This is a genomic window from Dactylosporangium maewongense (assembly GCF_039531485.1).
GTDB lineage: Bacteria > Actinomycetota > Actinomycetes > Mycobacteriales > Micromonosporaceae > Dactylosporangium > Dactylosporangium maewongense.
Genome location: NZ_BAAAQD010000033.1, coordinates 89338 through 110370, shown reverse-complemented (window position 1 = coordinate 110370; position 21033 = coordinate 89338). Strand labels below are relative to the sequence as shown.

The following is a 21033-nucleotide window of genomic DNA, read 5'->3' as shown; positions in this document are numbered from 1 at the left end:
GCTAGCTGGGTAGGGTGACCCAATCGTTTTGCGCGACGGTCCACGCGCCGTCCTTGAGCACGACGAACTTGCTCGACTGGTTGGGCGCGTGGGTCTTGCCGGTGCCGAAGGAGTACGGCGATCCGATCAGTGGGGTGTCGTACTTGTCGAGCTTGGCCAGCGCCGCGCTGACGCTCTCCCGGGTGACGTCGCCTTTGATACTCAGCAACACACTCTGGAAGATCGTGGCGGCGAGGTAGCCACCCTCGGCGAATGACGTCATGGCAATGCCGTTCTTCTGCATCAGGCCGCGCACGTCGGACAGCGCCGGGGAGTCGGCGTTGTACGGCTCGAACTCCGAGTTCGCTAGCAGTCCGTTACCGGTAGGTCCGAGCTGCTTGCCGACGTTGTCGGTGTAGTAGGACGTCAGGCCGATCCAGGTGATGTCGTTCAGACCGTTGGCCCTGATCGCTTTGCCCACGGCGATCGCGTGCGACTCGATGCCATCGACGACCACCGCCTGGCAGCCGACTTGCTTGGCGCGCAGCAGCAACGGCGTCGGGTCGTCGGTGACCTTACCGATGGCACCGGAGTAGGTGAGCCTGGTTCCGGTGATCGTTTCCCAGCGGGCGGCGGCCGCGTCGAATGCAGGGGCGAAGCCTGGGATGTCGAAGAGTCGGACCCGGCACACCTTCTGCTTCTTCAGCACGTTGCTGGCGTAGTACAGCGCGACGGTCACACCGGTGAACGGTCCGGTGTTGACCGGGGAGATGTTCGGCGAGTTGAAGCACACCGGATCCACGCCCGTACCCTGGACGGCGTCGATGCCGCGCTCGGTGTAGTAGGTGGCGTTGACTGCGCAGTCGAGCAGGCTCGCGCTGCCCACCATAGCCACGACCTTCTGCTGCTCGACCAGACGCCGGGCCGCTTGCGCGGCGATGGCCGGGTCGCCTTGGTCGTCTTCGACGGTGAAGTGCACCGGCCGGCCGCCGACTCCGCCGCAGAAGTTCAGCCGGTCGAACACCGCCTTTGCCGCCTTCGACGCCTCGGGGAACGTGCCGGGGCCGGTGAGCGAGCTGAGGTTGCCGATCTCAATCGGAGCACCGGTCGCCACGTTCGGTGACAGCCCTTCCGGGCACACCGCCGCCGTCGAGGACGGCGTCGCGCCCGGGGTGTCGCGCCGCTCGCACGCTGCGGCAGAGAGCAGCAGCGGGACCGCGGCGAGGAAGGCGGCGGCGAGCACGCCGGTGCGATTCGTGCGCATCATTCCGCCACCTCCATGTCCGCCTTAAGGTCCGGCATGAGCATGAATAGGCTGGTGCCGTCTCCCGAGGCGGTCCGGGTGACCGCATGGCTGCCCGGTTCGAAGACACGCGGCGCCGGCCTGCGGTTGAAGACCAAGCGCAGCACGTCGGGACGTGCGTAGTGGCCGGACGGGTCGGCAGCCGACTTCGCCCGGGAGATGTCGCCCATGTCGAGGTCGGCGTAGAGGATGCCCTCCTGGTCTTCGGGGAGCGGTTCGGCCAGCGGTCGGCCGTCGGGTCCGAAGATGCGGGCGAAGCCGCCGCCGCTTCCCAGCAGGGCCTCGTGGTCGGGCTTGTCGCAGAACAGCTTGATGCCGGCCTCGCTGATCATGGAGCTGGCGGCCAGGACGAAGCATCCGCCCTCCAGGGCGTACACCTGACTCGCCGCCAGGTTGGCCTCGGGACCCAGCGCATAGGCCATGTTGCGGTACAGGTGGAACCCGGGCCACGCCGCGACGTGGATCTGCTCGTTCTGGCTGTACATCGCGTACTTCGACAGCGGCTGCACGTGCTCCCAGCAGCACAGCCCGCCAAGTCGGCCGATATTGGTGTCGTGGACGGCGATGTCGCTGCCGTCGCCCTCGCCGAAGATCGTGCGCTCCACGTGTGTGGGCTTCAGCTTGCGACGCGCGGCCAGCAGCTCACCGGCGTCGTCGATGAGCATCTGTCCAATGTAGAGGCTTCCCGCGTCGCGCTCGCTGACTCCGGCGATGACGTGGATGCGGTTGTCGGCTGCCGCCTGCTGGATGCGCTTAGCGTGGGCCGAGCCGACAACGAGAGAGTTCTCGTGGTACTTGGCGACGAACTGCATGCCCCAGGCGGGTGCGTCGAGCCACGCCCACCAGGGGTAGCCGGGGATGAACAGTTCGGGGAAGGCAACCAGGCGTGCGCCGCCCGCCGCGGCCTGTTCAATCAGGGCAACGGTCTTGTCGACGGACCCGTCCAGGTCGAGCCATACCGGCTCGGCTTGGACGGCCGCGACGCGAACCGCAGGGAGTTCAGGCATTGAGTACACCTTCAGAAGTAGTTGTCAGCAGCAGACTGGCGAGCAGTCCGGTGTCCTCGGGACAATTGACGTATTCGAATTCGGCAGCCCCGGCGGGCAGGACGCACACCTCGTGCCACAACCGCAGGTCGAGCTGGAAGTTGTGCCGCTGCAGCATCTGGTGGAAGGCGGAATAGATCGCCTGGTGGGTGGGGTGGTTCACGGTCCACTCCTCCAGGTGGCCCAGCGAGACCCACCAGGCGATCACGGAGGTCTTCTCGTACGCCCGCGACCACGTGTCGTCGACCTCTTCGACGAGCTGTGCCGCCACACATCCGCTGTCCGGATGGGTGGCGATGTATTGCGCGCCTACGTGCAGCGTCGGGGCCACCAGCCGGGTGTAGGTCTCTCGCTCCTCGTCGCGGCAGCGCGACCAGTCCTGCGCGGTGCGGATCAGGCACAGGTTGTCGGGGTTGCTGAACCGCACCCGCCGGCCCAGGCTCGTGAGGCCCCGAGGCGTGAACTGCGGCGCCTCAGGATCCAGCGGATGGTCATGCGAATCCCGGATGCGGTCGCGCATGCCGCCCCAGTAGTCGTGGAATTCGACGACCTCGATGGGGGTGAAATGGGAGACGCCGTTGTCGTGCCACTCCCCCGAGTGCAGGCTCTCGAAACGGCGCACCGGGATGACGGCGGTCTCTCGCCAGTAACCCAGCGGGCCGTCACTGGGGAGGGTATGCCACCAGTCGCGTACCGGTGCCGAGTCGCACCAGTCCCGAAATCGTGCCTCGCTGTCCCAGTACGCCAGCGCGATACGAGCCTCACGCCCGGGCAGCGCCACGGGCCGTACCCGGTCGACGTGGCGTGGCCCGTGCGCGCTGGACAGCAACATGTCAATCTCGGCGGCGGCGATGTCGACGCCGCTCGCACCTTGTACTCCAATCTGAGCAAATACGATCGAATCAGCCGCATCCGGGAACCGGACGGTAAACGCCGGGTAGCTCGGCTGGTGTCCTTCTGGTCGACGCATGGGGGAACCTCGCCGTCGTCGTGCGGCTCCGGCTCGACGCGTCTATCGCCGCGCGCCGACCCGGAGTCATCGCGTCCCTGTGAGTGGGGACGCTAGGCGTAGCGAGTCGGCGGCTGTGGTCTGTGTGCGCACATCGAGGTGGCTGTCCGCGCACACCGAGGCGGCTGTGCGCGAACTAGTGCACGCCGAGGTCAGCGTACGGCGCGGCCGGGGCTCATCGCCGACGCTTGGCGGCGATGGTGGCGGCCCCGTGCATGAGCTTCTCCAGCAGGTCGACCAGGGTGGCGCGTTCGGCGTCGGTGAGGAGGCCCGCCCAGGCCTGTTCCCGTTCGTTGTGCGCCTGGAACGCGTCGATGATCGCCGCCTGGCCGGCTTCGGTCAGGCTGAGCTGGACCGCGCGGCCGTCGTGATCGGCTTGGCGGCGGGATACCAGGCCGTCCCGTTCCAGGGTGTTGACCAGGGCGGAGACGGCAGCCCGACTCATTCCCGACAGCTTGGCGACCTGTTTGGCCTCGGCCGGCGCGGCGAGCCAGAGCACGAAGAGCACCCGGAAGCCGGGCCAGCTGAAGCCGCGCGGGCGGTGTACGGAGGACTCCAGGTCGTAGACCAGCGCGCTGGTGACGCGGTGCAGGGTCAGCACAATGCGCATCGCCGCCGGGTCGATTCCGGGCAGTTGCTGGCTGCTCTGCGTGACCGCGAAGTCGACGAACGACAGGAAATCCAGGTCTCGTGGCGCGGGCTCGGCGGTCATGCCGACAAGGCTACGACCCGGCTGGAGGGCTTCCCAACCCACGGGGCCAGGCTGTAGCATGCCCGCCAACTAGTACAAGGTTTGACTAATTTGGAGGTGTGTCATGACGACGCAGCGGGCGTTCGCCTCGTCGGCCGACCTCGGCGAGAAGCAACAGACCCTGGAGGTTCTCGCCGACGGGGTCTACGCGCTGACCGCCGAGGGCGACCCGAACGTCGGGGCCATCGAGGGCGAGGACTTCCTGGTCTGCTTTGACGCCATGGCCACCCCGGTGGCCGCCGGCGCGTGGCTGGCCAAGCTACGCGAGTACACCGACAAGCCGGTCCGATACCTGGTGCTGTCGCACTACCACGCGGTCCGCGTGCTCGGTGCGAGCGCCTTCAACGCCGAGGTGATCATCTCGAACGACAACACCCGCACCCTGATCGCCGAGCGGGGACAGCAGGACTGGGAGTCCGAGTTCGGCCGTATGCCCCGGCTATTCAAGGAACCCGACTCGATCCCCGGCCTAACCTGGCCGACCGTCACGTTCTCCGACCGGTGCACCATCGACCTGGGCGGCGGCCGCGGCGACCTGGTGCTGCAGTACTGCGGCCGCGGCCACACCGAGGGCGACATCGTCGCCTGGCTACCCGATAAGAAGATCCTCTTCGCCGGCGACCTCGTCGAGGCACAGGCCGCCCTCTACACCGGCGACGCGTTCCACAAGGACTGGTCCACCAGCACCCTCGACCAGGTTGGCAAGCTTGGCGCCGAGACGCTCATCGGCGGCCGGGGCGCGGTCGCGCACGGATCCGTCGCGGTAAACGCCGCGATCAACCAGACCCGCCACTTCCTTGAGGTGATGCTCCGCGAGGTCGGCGCCGTGCGCCAGCGCGGCGGCACGCTCAACGAGGCGTTCCGGATGACGCACGCGGCCCTCGTCGACCGCTACGGCGGATGGCCGATCTTCGAACATTGCCTGCCGTTCAACGTGTCCCGGGTCTGGGACGAACTCTCCGGCGTCGTGTTCCCGCACATCTGGACCACCGAACGCGACCGCAAGATCTGGAACCAGGTGCAGGGCTGAGCCGATGACCACGATCGACACCACGATGAACGCCACGGTCGCGGTGCTGGGCAACGGCCCGGTCGGGCAGACCGCGGCACTGCTGCTGGCCCGCTGGGGGGTACCCGTGGTCCTGCTCGACCAACGGCCACACCGCGACCCCGTCGGCTCCAAGGCGATCGTCCAGCAACGCGACGTCCTCGACGTCTGGGAGGCGGTGGGAGCTGGTCGACGCATCGCCGATGAAGGACTCACCTGGACCACCGCGCGCACCTTCTACCGCGACCGCGAACTGTTCAACCACACCTTCACCGACGCCGACCGTTCGACGTTCCCGCCGTTCGTCAACATCTCCCAGGCCCGCACCGAACAGATCCTCGACGAGTACATCGCCGCCGAGCCGCTGATCGACGTACGCTGGGACCACAGAGTCACCGGCATCACCCAGGACCCAGACGGCGTAACCATCACGTGTGGTCCGCGAACGCTGACCGCCGCCTACCTGCTGGCATGCGCAGGCGCCCGCGGAGACGACATCCGGCGGCTGCTGGGCATCTCCTTCGACGGGCACTCCTTCGACGACCGGTTCCTCATCTGCGACATCCGCACCGACCTGCCCGGCTGGGCCAACGAGCGGCGCTTCTACTTCGACCCGCCCTGGAACCCCGGCCGACAGGTCCTCATCCACCCGTGCCCCGACAACACCTTCCGCATCGACTGGCAGGTACCCGCCGACTATGATGATCAGTCCGAAATGGACGCCGGCGCCCGCGACGCCAGAATCCGCGCCATCATCGGCGACCGACCCTACGAGGTGGTATGGCGCTCGGTCTACCGGTTCCACTCCCGCATCGTCGACCGGATGCGCGTCGGCCGCGTCCTACTTGCCGGGGACCTCGCCCACCTGGTCTCTCCATTCGGCGCCCGCGGCCTGAATTCCGGCGTACAGGACGCCGAGAACGCTGCCTGGAAGCTCGCCTTTGTTCTGCACGGCTGGGCCGGCGCCGAACTGCTTGACAGCTACCACACAGAACGACACGCAGCGGCACGCGAGAACCTCGAGGTCACCAGCGCCACCATGCGCTTCCTGGTACCCGGAAACGAGGCCGAGCACCAACGCCGTTTGTCTACGTTGGAATCCGCGGCTACCGACCCGGCCGCTCGCGCCGAAGTCGACTCCGGGCGGCTCGCCGAGCCGTTCTGGTACGTCGGTTCTCCACTGACGACCCCAGACCCGACCCGGCCATTCACCGGTCGACCACCGCGTAGCGCGGTACCCACCGCCGGCCCTGGCATTCTGGTACCCGACGCCCCGATCTCACTTGCTGGCAAGCGCACCCAGCTGCGACGGCTCGCCCGCGACGGCTTCCTGCTGCTTGCCGCCGAGGGCGTCCGTAGCGAAGCCGTGCAAGCGGCGGCACACCGGGCCACGCCCGTGTCGGTACGGCTGCTGCGCCTCACCGACGTCGACGGCACCGGAGCACTCAGGCACGCCCTCGCCGCCCGGCCCGGCGAGCTGTGGATCATCCGGCCGGACGCCCACATCGCCGCGGTACTCACTGATCCTCGGCCCGAGTCCGTGACGTCGGCGCTGCGGCGGGCGCTGGGTTCGTCGGCCGACGCGATGAAACAGGAGGAAGACGATGGCGCACTACCGGTTGCTCGGTGACGTCCCGCCGAAGCGGCACACCCAGCACCGCCGCCCGGACGGCGGCCTGTACTACGAGGAGCTGATGGGTGAGGAAGGTTTCTCTTCCGACTCGTCGCTGCTGTACCACCGCAACATCCCGTCCGCGATCGTGGAGGCGGCCCCGTGGGAGTTGCCCGACCTCCGATTGCTGACGAACCACCCCCTGCGGCCGCGGCACCTGAGACTGCACAACCTCTTCCCTGGCGAGGAGTGGAAACGCCATGACCCGGTGACCGGACGACGGCTGGTGCTGGGCAACGCCGATGTGAGGATCTCATACGTCGTCGCAGGTGAGCCCTCGCCGCTCTACCGCAACGCGCTGGGCGACGAGCTGGTATACATCGAATCCGGCGAAGCCACGGTGGAAACCGTCTTCGGCGCGCTCCCCGCCCGAGCGGGCGACTACGTCATTCTGCCCAGAGCCACCACCCACCGGTGGGTACCGGCCGGCGGCGCCGCGCTACACGCATACTGCGTCGAGGCGAACAGCCACATCATCCCGGCCAGGCGCTACCTGTCGAGGTTCGGCCAACTGCTGGAGCACGCCCCCTTCTGCGAACGCGACCTGCATGGCCCGACCGAACCGCTGCTTGCCGACGGCAGCGACATCGAGGTCCTGGTCAAACACCGCGGGCCGGATGGCATCGTTGGTACCAGATTCGTGTACCCGCACCACCCGTTCGACGTCGTCGGCTGGGACGGCTGCCTGTACCCGTACACCTTCAACATTGCGGACTTCGAACCCATCACCGGACGGGTACACCAACCCCCACCCGCACACCAGGTCTTCGAGGGCGTCAACTTCGTGGTCTGCAACTTCGTACCCCGCAAGGTCGATTACCACCCGTTGTCAATCCCCGTGCCCTACTACCACTCCAACGTGGACAGTGACGAGGTGATGTTCTACTGCGGCGGCGACTACGAGGCTCGCAAAGGCTCCGGTATCGGGCAGGGATCAGTGTCCCTGCACCCCGGCGGGCACTCCCACGGCCCCCAGCCTGGTGCCTACGAGCGCAGCATCGGCGTCGAGTTCTTCGACGAGCTGGCCGTCATGGTCGACACCTTCCGGCCGCTGGGACTCGGCGAGGCCAGCCGCGCCTGCGAAGATCCCGGGTACGCGTGGACCTGGTCGGGATGAGGGCCGGCATGACACGCACGTTGTTCGGCGGTCTCTTCGACGACGCGGCGTTGTTCCCGCCCGGCAACGCAACCATGGCCGAAGCGGCGCCGGCCCACCACCGACACCAGGCATCTTGGTACGCAGACCTCGTCGGTCCGTTCATCTGCCCGGACACCAGACTGTCCGAACTGGACGGTTCGATCGCGGTCAGTGTGGTCGTCACCGGTGGCCCCGATGCGGTCGATAAGGCGATACGACAGGTAGCAGACGGGCGGCTGGCAGCGGTCGAGGTCTCCGGAGTTGGGGACGCGGCGGCTGCGCGACAGGCCGTAGGCTCCATCCCATCCGGAACGCGTGGATTCATCGAGGTTCCTTGGGGTCCCGCTCAACCCAAGATGCTCGACAATCTGGCCGGCTCCGGCTGCGCCGCCAAGCTCCGAACCGGCGGCACGGTCGCCGCCGCCTTCCCGACCGAGACCCAGCTCGCCGAAGCGATCATCGGCTGCGTCGCACGCGACCTGCCCTTCAAATGCACCGCCGGTCTACACCACGCAATCCGACACACGGCAGCGGGCACCAAGCTGGAGCACCACGGCTTCCTCAACCTGCTGCTGGCCACCGATGCGGCCATCGATGGCGCCAGCCGCGCAGACGTCATCGCCGTGCTCGCCGAACGCACGGCCGATGTCATCGCCTACCGCACGCGGCAGCTGGATAGCGGGCACATCCGCGCCACACGCCGGCGGTTCCTCTCCTACGGCACGTGCAGCATCCTCGAGCCGCTTGAGGACCTGGCCGCACTCGGTCTGCTGACAGCCCATGACTCCGTTCAAGTTGCCAACGCCCCGGAGCGACCTTCGTGACCTGGCTGGACCTTCCTGCCGACACCACCTTCGGCATTCACAACCTGCCCTACGGCATCTTCTCCACCGCGCCGCACGGCCACGATCGGCGGATAGGCGTCGCTATCGGCCCGTACGTCCTCGACATCGCCGCCCTCGCCGCCGACCTTCGACTGCACGTCGCCGACATCTTCGCCGAGCAGACCCTCAACAGGTTCATGGCACAGGGCCCGACGACGTGGTCCGAAGTACGCCAGCGCATCACGGACTGGCTCGTCTCGCCCGCTCACCGAGCCGCAGTACTGCCGCACCTCATCCGCAGAGACAACGTGCAGCTGCACCTGCCCGTCAGCGTCGCCGACTACGTCGACTTCTACGCCTCCCAGCATCACGCGGAGAACCTCGGCCGCATCTTCCGACCCGACTCAGCCCCGCTGACCCCGAACTGGAAGCACCTGCCCATCGGATACCACGGACGGGCCGGAACCATCGTGGTCTCGGGCACCGACGTAGTGCGGCCATGCGGCCAGCGCAAGGCACTCGCCGCGTCGGAACCCGCCTTCGGCCCATCCCAGCGGCTGGACATCGAGGCCGAGGTCGGGTTCCTCGTCGGTACCCCGTCCAAACTCGGCGCGCCAGTACCGGTGACCGACTTCGCCACCCACGTATTCGGCGTGTGCCTAGTCAACGACTGGTCAGCCCGGGACATCCAATCCTGGGAGTACGTGCCTCTCGGCCCGTTCCTGGGCAAATCCTTCGCCACCTCCATATCCCCCTGGATCGTCCCCCTCGACGCACTGCAGCACGCGCGGGTCCAGCCACCGCCGCGCGACCCAGCACCTCTGCCCTACCTGCGCGATGTTGAGCCGTGGGCTCTGGACATCACGCTGGAGGTCCGCCTCAACGGGCAGCTGATCTCCCGGCCACCGTACGCCGCGATGTACTGGACCCCCGCCCAGATGCTCGCGCACATGACCGCGGGTGGCGCCTCACTGCGCACAGGCGACCTGTACGCCTCCGGTACCGTCAGCGGCTCGGCCACCAATCAACGGGGTTCACTCATCGAACTGTCCTGGGGCGGCACGGAGCCGCTGACCCTACCCGACGGCACACAGCGAACTTTCCTCCTCGACGGCGATGAGGTGACCCTCACCGCGAACGCACCGGGACCGCATGGCCGCACGATCGGCTTCGGCGAGGTCCGCGGTCGGATTGTCTCCAGTGTGAGCGCATGATCAACTGACGAACAGCCCACCGACACGACACTCCTCGCGTGGCGGCCGCGATTCCTCGGGACCGGAATGCGCGTCGCCGCCCTGAGCCCACGTCGCCGTCCTCATATACCCCGGCGCCGACCTCGGACAGGTGGGATTCGAAACCGCCCTGCTTGCCAAGAAGGTCGGAGCCGCGCTGAGCCCAGCCGTACGGTCGGCGAACAATCCGTAGACACGACCGCTCTCGCCGAGATGTGCGGTCAGCAGCCGGGCCCACTTCGTACCCCGGGCAGCTCATCCATCCACTCCGCCGGCGGTTATCTGGCTCGGCGAGCCGTACTCGGGAGCATGAATGGGCATTGACCATCTGCCGCCTCGACCGCCTCACGCTGCCCGCTTACGTGACTCGTCCATAACGCCCTGAACAAGCCAGCCATGACCGAACTGCGCCAGCGACCGTCCGGCGCCGAGACCACACTCCGGCCTCGGCCTGATTGGGGCACCACTGCAACGGACCCGTTCGACCCGGACCGAGAAGCGGTCCTCGCCCTACTGTTCGAGCTGCACTACGCCCGGCTGCTCCGCCTGGCCGCACAGCTTGGCGCGGACGACGCCGAGAACATCGTCGCCGAGGCGTACTACCAGCTGTACCGCCGATGGCACTGCCTGCGCGACCCCGACGCGGCACCGGCCTATCTGCGCTCGGTCGTCTGCAACCTCACCAGGATGCGGCTTCGCCACCTGCAGGCGGCCCGCAAACACATCGACCCGGGCACCGACCCGATCGCCGTCGCGTCGGCGGAGAGCATCGCATTGGTCCGCGACGACCAGCGGGTCCTTATGGATGCGGTGCGTCAACTGCCCGCCCGTCAACGACAGGCGCTGGTCTTGCGCCACTGGCTCGGTCTGCGGGAGGCCGAGATCGCCACCGCGATGGGAATCTCGGTCGGCGCAGTCAAATCGCACACCGCCCGGGCCATAGCCGCGCTGACGAAGATGATGGAGGACCGACGATGACCAGCGGCCCAGGCGCCACCGACCGGCTGCGCGAAGCCCTCGACGCCGATCGTACGAGCACAACAGGGACCACCCGACCATGTTGGAATCGAGCTCCTGGGACATCCCCAGGCCGAGCTGGACGCCGCTGGCCCGGCGAATCTCGGTTCCGCCGCGTAACAACTCGTCCCAGCTTGCCGGTCCATTGGGCAAGCCGATCGCCGACCACATCGAGCGCCGAAAGTTGCCGGGATCCGGGACCCAACCTGGTGCGTAGGCGAAGTACCGGTTCGTCGTCGGATTGAAGCTCGGCCTCCTGATGACGGCCGACCTCGCGACGGCGCCGGTTCCCGGCTTGCTGTTGCTGTTCGCAGTGCTGATCGGCGCGCTCGGCGGAGCCGTAGTGCTCAGCATCGCGCTGTACAAGGATCAGCGAGCGAAGCTCCCGAAGTGGTCGCTGCAGCGCAACGCCTGGTTGCAGCGCTTCTACTGCCGGCGATGTGCGGTGCAGTTCGTGCCCAGGACGGTGGCCGCGCCACGCCCATAGCCGCCGCTGCGGCACAGTCGCTGCCGCCTGACCAGCGGGCTGTGTCAGCGTTCGCCCCTGCCAAGGTCACGTCACCAGCCACATGAGCGCACCCTGCTGGCCGCCGCGATGCGCGCGGTGTACGCCCGCACCGACTCGCACGGTTCTGCATGCGTTCGGCCGTTGCCGTACCGAGCGCCGACCCGGCAAGGCCGACGACGGACCACAGCCGGGTCGCGTCACGTTCGACGCCACTTGACATCAACGTTTCGCCAGCCGACTCAACCGGATCTCCCCGGATTTCGGTCTCTTCCTCGTCAGCCGCCAGCGGCTGTTGCGTGATCGAGTCGGCCGCGGGTCACGACCGCCCGCTGTCGCTGCCGGGAGCGGCAGCACTCGTCATGCCGGCGCCTTGACCTGGATCACGACATCGTCGTGATTGACGCTGGGCCCGTTGCGGTTGGCCGCCGCCCCTGGAGCGTCACCGCCTGAGCAGTCACGAGTGTGTCGCCGCCCCCTGTGTGCCACGGCGGAGGCGTGCCCGGTGGTACCCGTTGGCACCGGCTGGCACGTTCACGTCCTGCAATTCCCCCGGCAGGGTCGAGCAGGTGATCGCCGTCGTTCGCCTGCGGCGTATCGCGCCTGGCAGAACCGGCTGGCTGCGTGCTGACGCAGTCCCGGTTGAGGTCCGTTCGACCCGCGGGGGAACCATGGACGACAAGACGACCGGCCCGGCTGCACCGGCGGACGACACGCCAGGTCGCAACGCGGCTGAGCCGAAGGCTCCCGGTGCCGATGCCCGGCGGGGCAAGCACCGGCGGCCGCGCCGTCGCTTCTGGCGGTTTGGGTGGCCGGTTGCGGGCGGCCGCCGATGAAGACGTTGTCGCCATCGAGTCGCGACGCCGTCGTGACCGTCGCATCCGACGACGGGACAGTGCCGGTAACGGTCGCGTTGTGGCAGATCAGCAAAGTGGCGAGCCGGCACCTGGAACACACCGTGCTCGGCCCGGCCGGGCTGAGCCTGTCCGACTACACCGTCCTGCAGTTGATCGATGATGATCCGGGCGCCAAGACCCTGGATGTCGGCCGCCGTGCAGGTATGGCGAAGGCAACCCTCAACGGGATCGTCAGCAGGCTGGAGGCGCGCGGCCTGCTCACCCGTCGGCAAGCCGTGGACAAGCGGATCGTCCAGCTCGGCATCACCGCAGAGGGACGAGCGGTGCTGCAGCGCCTCCAGCGGGCAGCGGCTGCGGCCGAGACGGTACTACTGGGCCGGTCGACGATGGCCGCGGACCTGCACCAGGTGATCGCATCCGTTCACGCGTTGATCGCCGGCGAACACGACAACGTCGCCAATGACAGACCGGCTGTCTCGCCCAATCGCGCCGTCGGCGTGACTGGGCGTGCCGATCCCGCCGTCGTCGCGACCGGACGCCAGCGGGAGCGGCCGAGATGACCGGCCGGCCAGTGCTGACCGGCCCGCTGCGAGATCTCCTCGCCAGCTACGACGCCGCTGTCCAGACGTCGTTGGGCCAGTCAGTCGCGGCCGATATCGACTTCACCGCGCTGGACCCGCTGCTGCACCACGATCTCGAGGCGCCCGGCCCCGAAACGTCGCAGACCCTCCTGCTGCAACGCCTGGCCCAGCACATCGTGTCGGTCGTGGCTGACCTCGTGCGTGCACCATCGCGAAGCTGGACCGGCACCGTGCACGCCGGAATGTCCGCCGCGACGGCGCACGTGCTGGCGCAGGTCCGCGCGACACATCCAGGTCTCGTGGTGTACCTGACCCAGACTGGTCACGACCATGTCCGGCATGCCGCCACGCTGCTCGGCCTGCCGGTCCAGGTCGTCCGCTACGGCGCCGACGGCGCGATGAACCTGCTGCACCTGACCTCGACGCTACGCCGCAACGCCACCGCCCCGGCGCTGGTCGTGGCATCCGTCGGCACCCCGGCAACCGAAGCCGTCGATGACGTCGTCGAGGTTCGGGCGGCGACCGCAACTCACCGCGCCGCGGTGCACATCCACGTCGACTCCCTCATCGCCGGCTGGCATCGAGCGCTGCTGGATCGTGACGTGGCGGCCCGCCCGGCCTTCGACTGCGCCGACGGCGCTGACAGCGTCGTGCTCGGCGGCCGGTTTCTCGGGACGCCGCAACCTTCGGCCATCGCGTTGTATCGGACCCGGCCCGGCGCCCCAGACGACGCGCACGCCGACGCACTGCGGGTAGGGGTCGGTACCGAGTTCCCTGCCCGCGGGCCGGCGATCGGCGCCGATGGCGAGGCTGCCGTGGTGCAGCTGTGGCACGCCATCCACGTCGCCGGCGTCGACGGCCACGCGTTGCGCGCCCGCCGGGCCCGCGCCCTGGCCCGATACACGTTGCGTCGGCTCCAGGAGGCCGGGTGGCCGGCGTGGGCTCATCCGGATGCGTTGACCGTGCTGCTGCGCCCACCGTCGCCGTCGCTGCGGCAGCGCTGGTCACTGCCCGTCGACGGTGACTGGGCCCGGATCGTGTGCATGCCCGGCCGTACCGAGGCCCACATCGACCAGTTCCTCACCGAACTCGCCCGGGACCAGCCAACACGCACGGACGCGACAACCCGGCCAGTCAACCGGCCGGGCAGGGCTGACCTCCGCAGCACGACGGGGACTCCCGCCACCACCTGACCAGCTGCGCCCGTCGCGGCCGTCCCAGTACGCCGGAACAACCTATGGGGGATGTCCACATGCTCATGTCCAGACGCCGGCTCCTCGCTGCCGGGGGCGCTGCCGCGCTGACCGTCCCAACCGGACTGTTCGGTCCGACACCCGGGCTGCTCAGGCTGTCCGGTCCGGCAGCGCACGCCGGGCCACCACCGATCGACCCGCCACTGGCCTACACCGGGCAGCCGCCCGCTGGCGAGGACCTATGCTTCCTGCCCGCGACGGTGCAGCTGGAATGGTTGCGCCGGCGGAAGGTCAGCGCCGTTGAGCTCACCCAGGCACACCTGGCCCGGATCGCCCGGGTCAACCCGGCAATCAACGCGTTCGTCTACCTCGTCCCGCCCGAGCAGGTCCTCGCCGCCGCGACCATCGCCGACCAGCGGTACCGCCACGGCACGCACCGCCCCCTGGAAGGGCTCCTGGTCGGAATCAAGGACCTCTTCGACTACGTCGCCGACATGCCGAACTCGTTCGGGTCCAAACCGCTTCGTGATCTCGGGTTCGTGCCGCCGTTCACCAGCGTCTACGTGCAGCGGCTCACCGACGCGGGCGCGATCGTGGTCGGCAAGACCGCCACCGCCGAGTTCGGGCACAAGGGCACCACCGACAGCCTCGCCTACGGGCCGACGTCAACGCCGTGGGACCTGAACTACAACGCCGGCGGGTCCAGCGGCGGCTCGGCCGCCGCGGTCGCCGCGCACCTGGTGCCACTGGCGCAGGGATCCGACGCCGGCGGCAGCGTCCGGATCCCCGCCGCGCTCTGCGGCGTCGTGGGGTTCAAGCCCAGCCAAGGGCACATTCCGCAGGACGCGCCGCCGCTGCCGCACACCCCGATGCTCACCCCGGGCCCGATCGCCCGGACCGTCACCGACACCGCGCTGCTCATGCAGGTCATGGCCGGGCCCAGCCCGCGGGACGCGTTCAGTCTCCTGGACACCGAGCAGTACCTCCGCTCCCTGACCGGCCGGGCCCGTGGCGCCCGGATCGCGTACTGCCCGGACCTCGACGTGTTCCCGCTCGATCCGCGGGTCCGGCAGACCGTCGACAACGCGCTCGGCACGATCCGCGCCGCCGGTGCTCGCGTCGACGTCGTCTCCCTGGGTCTTGACCGGCTCCAGGTGCACGCGCTGCACTCCGGTGCCGGGCGGACGGCAACCCAGCGCGACCTGGCCGACCTGTGGCTCATGCAGCAGTCGGTGCTCTACGCCCACGGCCGCGACCTGTTCCTGGTCGAAGGCGTCGGCGTCGACCTGCTCGCCGATGACGTCGCCGAACAGCTCGCGCCGCAGCTCGTTGCGATGATCCGCCGCGGCGAGGCCACCAGCGCCGCCGAATACCGGCACGGCGACTTCCTGCGCATCGCCGTCCACGACGCGTTCGAGCGGACCCTGGCCGGCTACGACGCGATCCTCTCCCCCACCCTGGCCGCGCTCGCTGTGCCCAACGCCGCCGACGGCGGCACCCTCGGCCCGGCCGATATCCACGGCGTGCCGGTCGACCCGCAGATCGGCTGGTGCCTGACCTACCTGGCCAACTTCTCCGGCCATCCGGCGATCTCCATCCCCGCCGGGCAGCACGGGCACTTCCCCGTCGGTATGCAGCTCATCGGCCGCCGCGGCCGCGATGCCGCGCTGCTCAATCTGGCCTACGCCATCGAACGGCGCCGGCCCTGGGTTGCCGACCTGCCCCGCCACTGACCACGCCGACCTGGTCATGCCGACCTGGTCATGCCGACCTGGTCACGCGAACTCGCCCCTCGGAGGACACCATTGTCAGGCATCGCCAGCAGCCAGCTCGGCCTGTTCCACCTGCACCGGCCGGAGATCATCGCCGATCCCACCATGTTCTACGCGCGGCTCGTGACCGAGGAGCCGGTGCTGTTCGACCCGGTTGCCCACACGTGGCTGGTGTCCCGGCACGCCGACGTCCAGCTGATCCTCGCCCACCCGGCGGCGACCGTGCGGATGGACCACACCGGCGCCCTGTCCCGATTCCCCCGCGCCGGGCTGCAGGCCGCGTTCGAAGCGCTTGACCTGCACGTGTCGTTCGTCGACGGTGCCCAGCACCAGCGGCTCCGCCGGACCGTGAGCGAGCCCCTCCAGGTCCGCCACGTTCGCACCGGCCTCGCGCACCTGATCGAGCAGGCCGTCACCGGCGCCTTCGACGACCTCACCGGTCTGGAGCTGATCGACGTGGTGCCTGCGATCGCGGCCCGGGTGCCGATCGACATCACCCGCCAGCTGCTCGGCATCGCCGATGACGTGGACACCGCCACGATCCGCCGGTGGTCACTGGCCTGGGGTGATGTCGTCGCCGCACCCGGTCATGTGCCCACCCGCGACCGCGACACCGTGCTGCGCTCGGTTGCCGAGCTCATCGACCATCTGCAGCAGCTGGTCAGCATGCGGGAGCGGCAGCCCGGGGACGCGATGATCGACGCGCTCATCGCCGCGATGCACGACGGCGCGCTGAGCCGCGACGAGCTGATCGCCAACGTGATGATGCTGGTGACCGCAGGGAACGAGACGACCACCAACCTGATCTCCGCAGCGGTGATGGCGCTCGCCGACGACGCGGATCTCTGGTCCCTCGTCAACGGCACTCCGGGCCGCATCGGCGACGTTGTCGAGGAACTCGGCCGGCTGTATGCGCCGACCCAGTACACCGCCCGGCGGGTTCTGGAACCGGTCGCGTTGTCCACCGGCGATGTCCTGCCGGCCGGCGCGAGCGTCGCGCTCATGCTGGCCGCCGCCAACCGCGACCCCACCGCGTTCCCGGCGCCTGACGAGCTGCGCCTGGATCGTGCCGGGGTCCGGCCGGTCACCTTCGGCAACGGTCCGCACCACTGCGTCGGTGCGTCGCTGGCCCGGCAGGAGGTCGTCCTCGTGCTCGAGCAGCTGACCGCCCGGTACGCGCAGCTGAACCCGCTGTCAGGGCGTCACTGGCGGCGCAACGCCAACCTCCGAGGCCTCGCCAGCCTGCCGATCACCCTCACCACCGCGCAGACAGGACCCCGCCGATGAACGCATCGCCACCGCTCCCGCCGATGCCCGGCACCGTCCACCACCAGATCTGGCAGCAGGCACAGCGCGCCCCGCAGTCGGTCGCGGTCGTCGACGACGCCGGCACCACCCTCACCTACCGCGAACTGACCGACCGCGCCGACGCCGTGGCCCGCGACCTGGCCTGGCTCGACGTCACCACCGAGCAGGTCGTCGGCGTCTGCTATCCCCGGTCGGTCGACGGCCTGGTCCAGATCCTCGGCGTCCTGCGGGCCGGCGCCGCAACGCTCTACCTGGACCCGGACTGGCCCGAGCAGCGCCTGCAGCACATGACCGCCGCCTGTGCCGTGCAGCTGGTCCTCGACCCCTGGTACGGGTTGCGGGTCCTGGAGATCCATCAGCCGCCCGCCGCGGTGCTCCTGCCGACGGTGCACGGGCCGCTGTGCTACGCCGTGTTCACCTCCGGGTCGACCGGCACCCCGAAAGGTGTCCTCATCGAACACCCCGGCGTGCTCAACATGACCGCCGAACTCGCCCGGATCTTCCAGGTCGGCCCCGGCACCACCGTGCTGCAGTTCGCCAACTGGGCCTGGGACGCGGCGATGTGCGAGATCCTGCTGACCCTCACCGCCGGCGGCACCCTCGCCCTCGCCCCACCAGCGGTCAGGAGCGGCGGTCCGGCACTGGCCGACCTGCTGCGCCGGCACGCCGTCAACGTCGTCACGCTCACGCCCTCCGTGCTCGACGCGCTCCCCACAGCAGACCTGCCCGCGCTGCGAACGGTCGTGTCGGTGGGTGAGCCGTGCCATCCAGCGCTCGTCGCCCGCTGGGCCGGCCCGCACCGTCAGGTGTTCAACGGGTACGGCCCGACCGAGGCCACGGTCGCCGCGACCGTCGCCGCCTGTACACCCGGCGCCGACATCCACATCGGCACCACGCTGCCCAACGTCACCACCCGGGTCGTCGACGAACGCGGCCACGACGTCACACCCGGCATGGTCGGCGAGCTGCTGATCGGCGGGATCGGCGTCGCCCGCGGCTACGCCAGCAACCCCGCAGCGACCGCGGCCCGATTCACCACCGACGAACACGGCCGCCGCTGGTACCACACCGGCGACCACGTCACCTGCCGCCCCGACGGCGCGCTCACCTACATCGGGCGCTCCGACGACCAGATCAAGATCCGCGGGCACCGGATCGAGCTCGGCGAGATCGAACACGTCATCGCCGAGCACCCAGCGGTCCGCTCATGCGCCGTCACAGCCGTCGCCGACCAGCTCGTCGCGTTCATCGTCGCCAACGACGCCAGCGCCCTTGGTGGGCAGCCAGCTGGCCCGACATCCGAACCGGATCAGCTGCCGGGCCTGGTGCTGGCGCACGCCCGGACGCATCTGGCCACATTCGCCGTGCCGAGCACGGGGATCGTGGTGTCGGCGCTGCCGCTGACCAGCAACGGCAAGCTCGACCGCGACATGCTGACCGCCTGGGCCGCCGCGGCGCGCACGTCCGCCCCATCCACTGCCTCGGCAGACGCCGACCTGGCTGCAAACGACACACTGCGCCTGGTGCTCCAGGTCGTCGCCGATGTTTTGGACCTGCCGGTGGGGGCCGACACCGACTTCGTCGATGCCGGTGGGCACTCGCTGCTCGTCGCGCAGCTGTGTGTCGCGCTCTCCGAGACCTTGGGCCGTGAAGTGCCCTACCTAACTGTCGCCGCGAACCGCACACCGGCGGACCTCGCCGCCGCAATCGACGCGACGACCGGCCCCCTCAACCCCATCCCGGCCATCGGAGGTGCGTCATCGACACACGGCTAGCAGACCCGATCACCTCGCTACCCGTCGCGCCCGGTGTACACCTCGCAGTCCGGGACACTCCAGGGCAGGAACCCGCCGTGGTGCTCCTGCACGGGATGGCCAGTACCCACCGCTGGTTCGACCTCGTCGCCGAACTCCTGCACGGGCGGCGGGTGGTGCGCTGGGACCAGCGCGGACACGGTCTGTCCACCATTCCCGCCGGCCGGCACAGCGTCGAGGACCTGGCCCGGGACGCCGCCGCTGTCCTCGACGCCGCCGGGCTGCACCGGTGTGTCGTTGCCGGGCACAGCCTCGGCGCCGCCGTCGGACTCCGGCTCGCCGCCGACCGACCCGACCTGGTCGGCGCGCTGTGCTGTGTCGACGGAGGGCTCTACGACCCGCAGACGCTGTTCGGCCGCAGCTGGTGGGACGCCCAACCAGTGATGCGCCTCGACCGGCGTATCGCTCCCACCGAGGCGATGCTGGCCGCCTGGGCGCACGGCGTCAACCTACCGGGCGCAGCCGTCCCAGCCCTGCTCGCCAACTACCAACCCGACTCGGTCGACCCACGTCGAGTCCGGCTCCGCCTGCCCGCTGAACATGAAGGCCCACTCGCCCACAGCCTGTGGTCGCAGCGACCCGCCGACCTCCTCGCCCGCGTTGACGTCCCCGTCACGGCGGTACTCGCACGGACCAGCGACCCCGCCGCCGCAGCCGTGCGGCGCCGGGCATTGCGCCACACCCTCGACAGCGCCGGACGCACCGTCACCGAACGGTGGGTCGACGGCGGGCACGACCTCCCGCTCGAACGACCCCACCAGGTGGCCGGCGCCGTCACCGACCTCGCCGACCGCGCCGTGGGCGTCCGGGTGTCCACATGAGCACCACCCGGCAAGCTGGCATCGACATCGTCGCGGACCTACGCAGCGACACCGTCACGAAGCCGACCCGCGGCATGCGCACTGCGATGGCCCGGGCGGACGTCGGCGACGACGTCTACCGCGAAGACCCCACCGTCCGTGACCTGGAGGAACGCGTCGCCGGCATGCTCGGCCATGAAGCGGGCCTGTTCCTGCCCAGCGGCACCATGGGCAACCAGGTCGCCGTCCAAGCCCTCGTCCCGCGCGGCGGCGAGGTGCTCTGTGCCGCCGACGCCCACTTCGTCACCTACGAGGCAGGCGCAGCCGCCGCGCACGGCGGGATATCCACCCGCACCTGGACCACCGACGATGGCCTCATCGACGTCGACACGGTCGCCGGCATGATCCACCCGGGCGGGTCGTTTGCCAACCGGACGTTCGCGGTCGTCGTCGAGCAGACCGCAAACCTGCCTGGAGGCCTCGTCCACCCGCTGCAGCGGCTTATTGCCCTGCGCGAGCTCGCCGACAGCACCGGCGTCGCACTACACTGCGACGGCGCCAGACTGTGGCACGCCCACATCGCCACCGGCATGCCGCTGCATGTCTACGGCGGACTCTTCGACACCCTGTCGGTCTGCCTGTCCAAGGGGCTCGGCGCCCCCGTCGGCTCCGTCATGGTCGGCTCCACCCGGCTGGTCGACGAAGCTCGGCGACTCCGGCAACGCGCTGGCGGCGCCATGCGCCAAGCCGGCGTCATCGCCGCCGCAGGCCTGCACGCCCTCAAACATCACCTGGGTCGCCTCGGCGAGGACCACCGCCGCGCGCACGACCTCGCCGCGGCGCTCGCCTCAACCGGCGTGGTCCAGCCCGACCGCGTGCACAGCAACATGGTCGTGCTCGACCTGGAAGGCACTGGATGGACCGCAGCCGGACTCGTCGCCGCAGCCGCCGAACAAGGAGTCCTGAGCGTCGCCATCGCGCCCCGCCGGGTCCGTCTCGTCACCCACCTCGACGTCACCGAGCAGCACCTACGGCACGCCATCCACGTCCTCACTGGTCTCCTCGGACGTGGGACCACTGAGGCGGACCGCAGTCAGCGGCGCCCCAGTCAACCGATGCCGTAACAATCGGCTCGCGCTGAGCAACGCCCGGCCGTACTCGCCGGCCACGATGCTGCGAGCAAC

18 protein-coding genes are annotated in these 21033 nt (G+C 69.3%); 14 read left to right on the top strand and 4 right to left on the bottom strand.

The genetic code is table 11. The annotated features are described in order from the left end of the window. Window position 1 precedes the first annotated feature (1 nt). The 4 genes from ABD332_RS50505 to ABD332_RS50490 all read right to left on the bottom strand — a co-directional run bounded on the left by ABD332_RS50505 (window position 2) and on the right by ABD332_RS50490 (window position 4049). Window positions 2-1246, bottom strand: a complete 1245-nt coding sequence (locus ABD332_RS50505; RefSeq protein WP_344512611.1) for an ABC transporter substrate-binding protein — start codon at window positions 1244-1246, stop codon at window positions 2-4. Beyond that, on the bottom strand, window positions 1243-2289 hold the full coding sequence (locus tag ABD332_RS50500; RefSeq protein ID WP_344512609.1) for a carbon-nitrogen hydrolase family protein: 1047 nt from the start codon (window positions 2287-2289) through the stop codon (window positions 1243-1245). Before ABD332_RS50500 ends, ABD332_RS50505 begins: the two co-directional genes overlap by 4 nt. Beyond that, window positions 2282-3298: a phenylacetaldoxime dehydratase family protein gene (locus ABD332_RS50495; RefSeq protein WP_344512607.1), complete on the bottom strand. Its 1017-nt coding sequence runs from the start codon at window positions 3296-3298 to the stop codon at window positions 2282-2284. The genes ABD332_RS50500 and ABD332_RS50495 overlap by 8 nt, the downstream gene beginning before the upstream one ends. A gap of 214 nt (window positions 3299-3512) precedes the next feature. Next, window positions 3513-4049: a MarR family winged helix-turn-helix transcriptional regulator gene (locus ABD332_RS50490; protein WP_344512605.1), complete on the bottom strand. Its 537-nt coding sequence runs from the start codon at window positions 4047-4049 to the stop codon at window positions 3513-3515. A gap of 103 nt (window positions 4050-4152) precedes the next feature. Here ABD332_RS50490 and ABD332_RS50485 point away from each other — a divergent pair, with 103 nt between their 5' ends. The 14 genes from ABD332_RS50485 to ABD332_RS50420 all read left to right on the top strand — a co-directional run bounded on the left by ABD332_RS50485 (window position 4153) and on the right by ABD332_RS50420 (window position 20973). After that, window positions 4153-5118 carry an MBL fold metallo-hydrolase gene (locus tag ABD332_RS50485; protein WP_344512603.1) on the top strand — a complete coding sequence of 322 codons (966 nt, stop codon included), beginning with the start codon at window positions 4153-4155 and terminating at the stop codon, window positions 5116-5118. Between the two features lie 4 nt (window positions 5119-5122). Then, window positions 5123-6766, top strand: a complete 1644-nt coding sequence (locus ABD332_RS50480) for an FAD-dependent monooxygenase (protein WP_344512601.1) — start codon at window positions 5123-5125, stop codon at window positions 6764-6766. Then, window positions 6741-7925 carry a homogentisate 1,2-dioxygenase gene (locus tag ABD332_RS50475; protein ID WP_344512599.1) on the top strand — a complete coding sequence of 395 codons (1185 nt, stop codon included), beginning with the start codon at window positions 6741-6743 and terminating at the stop codon, window positions 7923-7925. Before ABD332_RS50480 ends, ABD332_RS50475 begins: the two co-directional genes overlap by 26 nt. Before the next feature lie 8 nt (window positions 7926-7933). Then, a complete protein-coding gene (locus ABD332_RS50470; RefSeq protein ID WP_344512597.1) occupies window positions 7934-8770 on the top strand; it encodes a hypothetical protein in 837 nt (278 codons plus the stop codon). Then, window positions 8767-9984 carry a fumarylacetoacetase gene (fahA, locus tag ABD332_RS50465; RefSeq protein ID WP_344512595.1) on the top strand — a complete coding sequence of 406 codons (1218 nt, stop codon included), beginning with the start codon at window positions 8767-8769 and terminating at the stop codon, window positions 9982-9984. The genes ABD332_RS50470 and fahA overlap by 4 nt, the downstream gene beginning before the upstream one ends. A 414-nt stretch (window positions 9985-10398) precedes the next feature. After that, window positions 10399-10980, top strand: a complete 582-nt coding sequence (locus tag ABD332_RS50460) for an RNA polymerase sigma factor (protein WP_344512593.1) — start codon at window positions 10399-10401, stop codon at window positions 10978-10980. 298 nt (window positions 10981-11278) lie between these two features. Beyond that, a complete protein-coding gene (locus ABD332_RS50455) occupies window positions 11279-11506 on the top strand; it encodes a hypothetical protein (protein WP_344512591.1) in 228 nt (75 codons plus the stop codon). A gap of 850 nt (window positions 11507-12356) precedes the next feature. Beyond that, the gene (locus ABD332_RS50450) at window positions 12357-12941 is read left to right on the top strand and encodes a MarR family winged helix-turn-helix transcriptional regulator (RefSeq protein ID WP_344512589.1); all 585 of its coding nucleotides are present in this window, start codon (window positions 12357-12359) and stop codon (window positions 12939-12941) included. After that, window positions 12938-14155: a pyridoxal-dependent decarboxylase gene (locus ABD332_RS50445; RefSeq protein ID WP_344512587.1), complete on the top strand. Its 1218-nt coding sequence runs from the start codon at window positions 12938-12940 to the stop codon at window positions 14153-14155. The genes ABD332_RS50450 and ABD332_RS50445 overlap by 4 nt, the downstream gene beginning before the upstream one ends. Window positions 14156-14214: 59 nt before the next feature. Next, window positions 14215-15888 carry an amidase gene (locus ABD332_RS50440; RefSeq protein ID WP_344512586.1) on the top strand — a complete coding sequence of 558 codons (1674 nt, stop codon included), beginning with the start codon at window positions 14215-14217 and terminating at the stop codon, window positions 15886-15888. Between the two features lie 72 nt (window positions 15889-15960). Beyond that, window positions 15961-17214: a cytochrome P450 gene (locus ABD332_RS50435; RefSeq protein WP_344512584.1), complete on the top strand. Its 1254-nt coding sequence runs from the start codon at window positions 15961-15963 to the stop codon at window positions 17212-17214. Beyond that, window positions 17211-19010 (top strand): non-ribosomal peptide synthetase, encoded by a 1800-nt coding sequence (locus ABD332_RS50430; protein ID WP_344512582.1) that lies wholly within the window; start codon window positions 17211-17213, stop codon window positions 19008-19010. The genes ABD332_RS50435 and ABD332_RS50430 overlap by 4 nt, the downstream gene beginning before the upstream one ends. A gap of 77 nt (window positions 19011-19087) precedes the next feature. Next, the gene (locus ABD332_RS50425) at window positions 19088-19870 is read left to right on the top strand and encodes an alpha/beta fold hydrolase (RefSeq protein ID WP_344512581.1); all 783 of its coding nucleotides are present in this window, start codon (window positions 19088-19090) and stop codon (window positions 19868-19870) included. Next, window positions 19867-20973 (top strand): threonine aldolase family protein, encoded by a 1107-nt coding sequence (locus ABD332_RS50420; protein ID WP_344512579.1) that lies wholly within the window; start codon window positions 19867-19869, stop codon window positions 20971-20973. The genes ABD332_RS50425 and ABD332_RS50420 overlap by 4 nt, the downstream gene beginning before the upstream one ends. The last annotated feature ends 60 nt before the right edge of the window (window positions 20974-21033 follow it).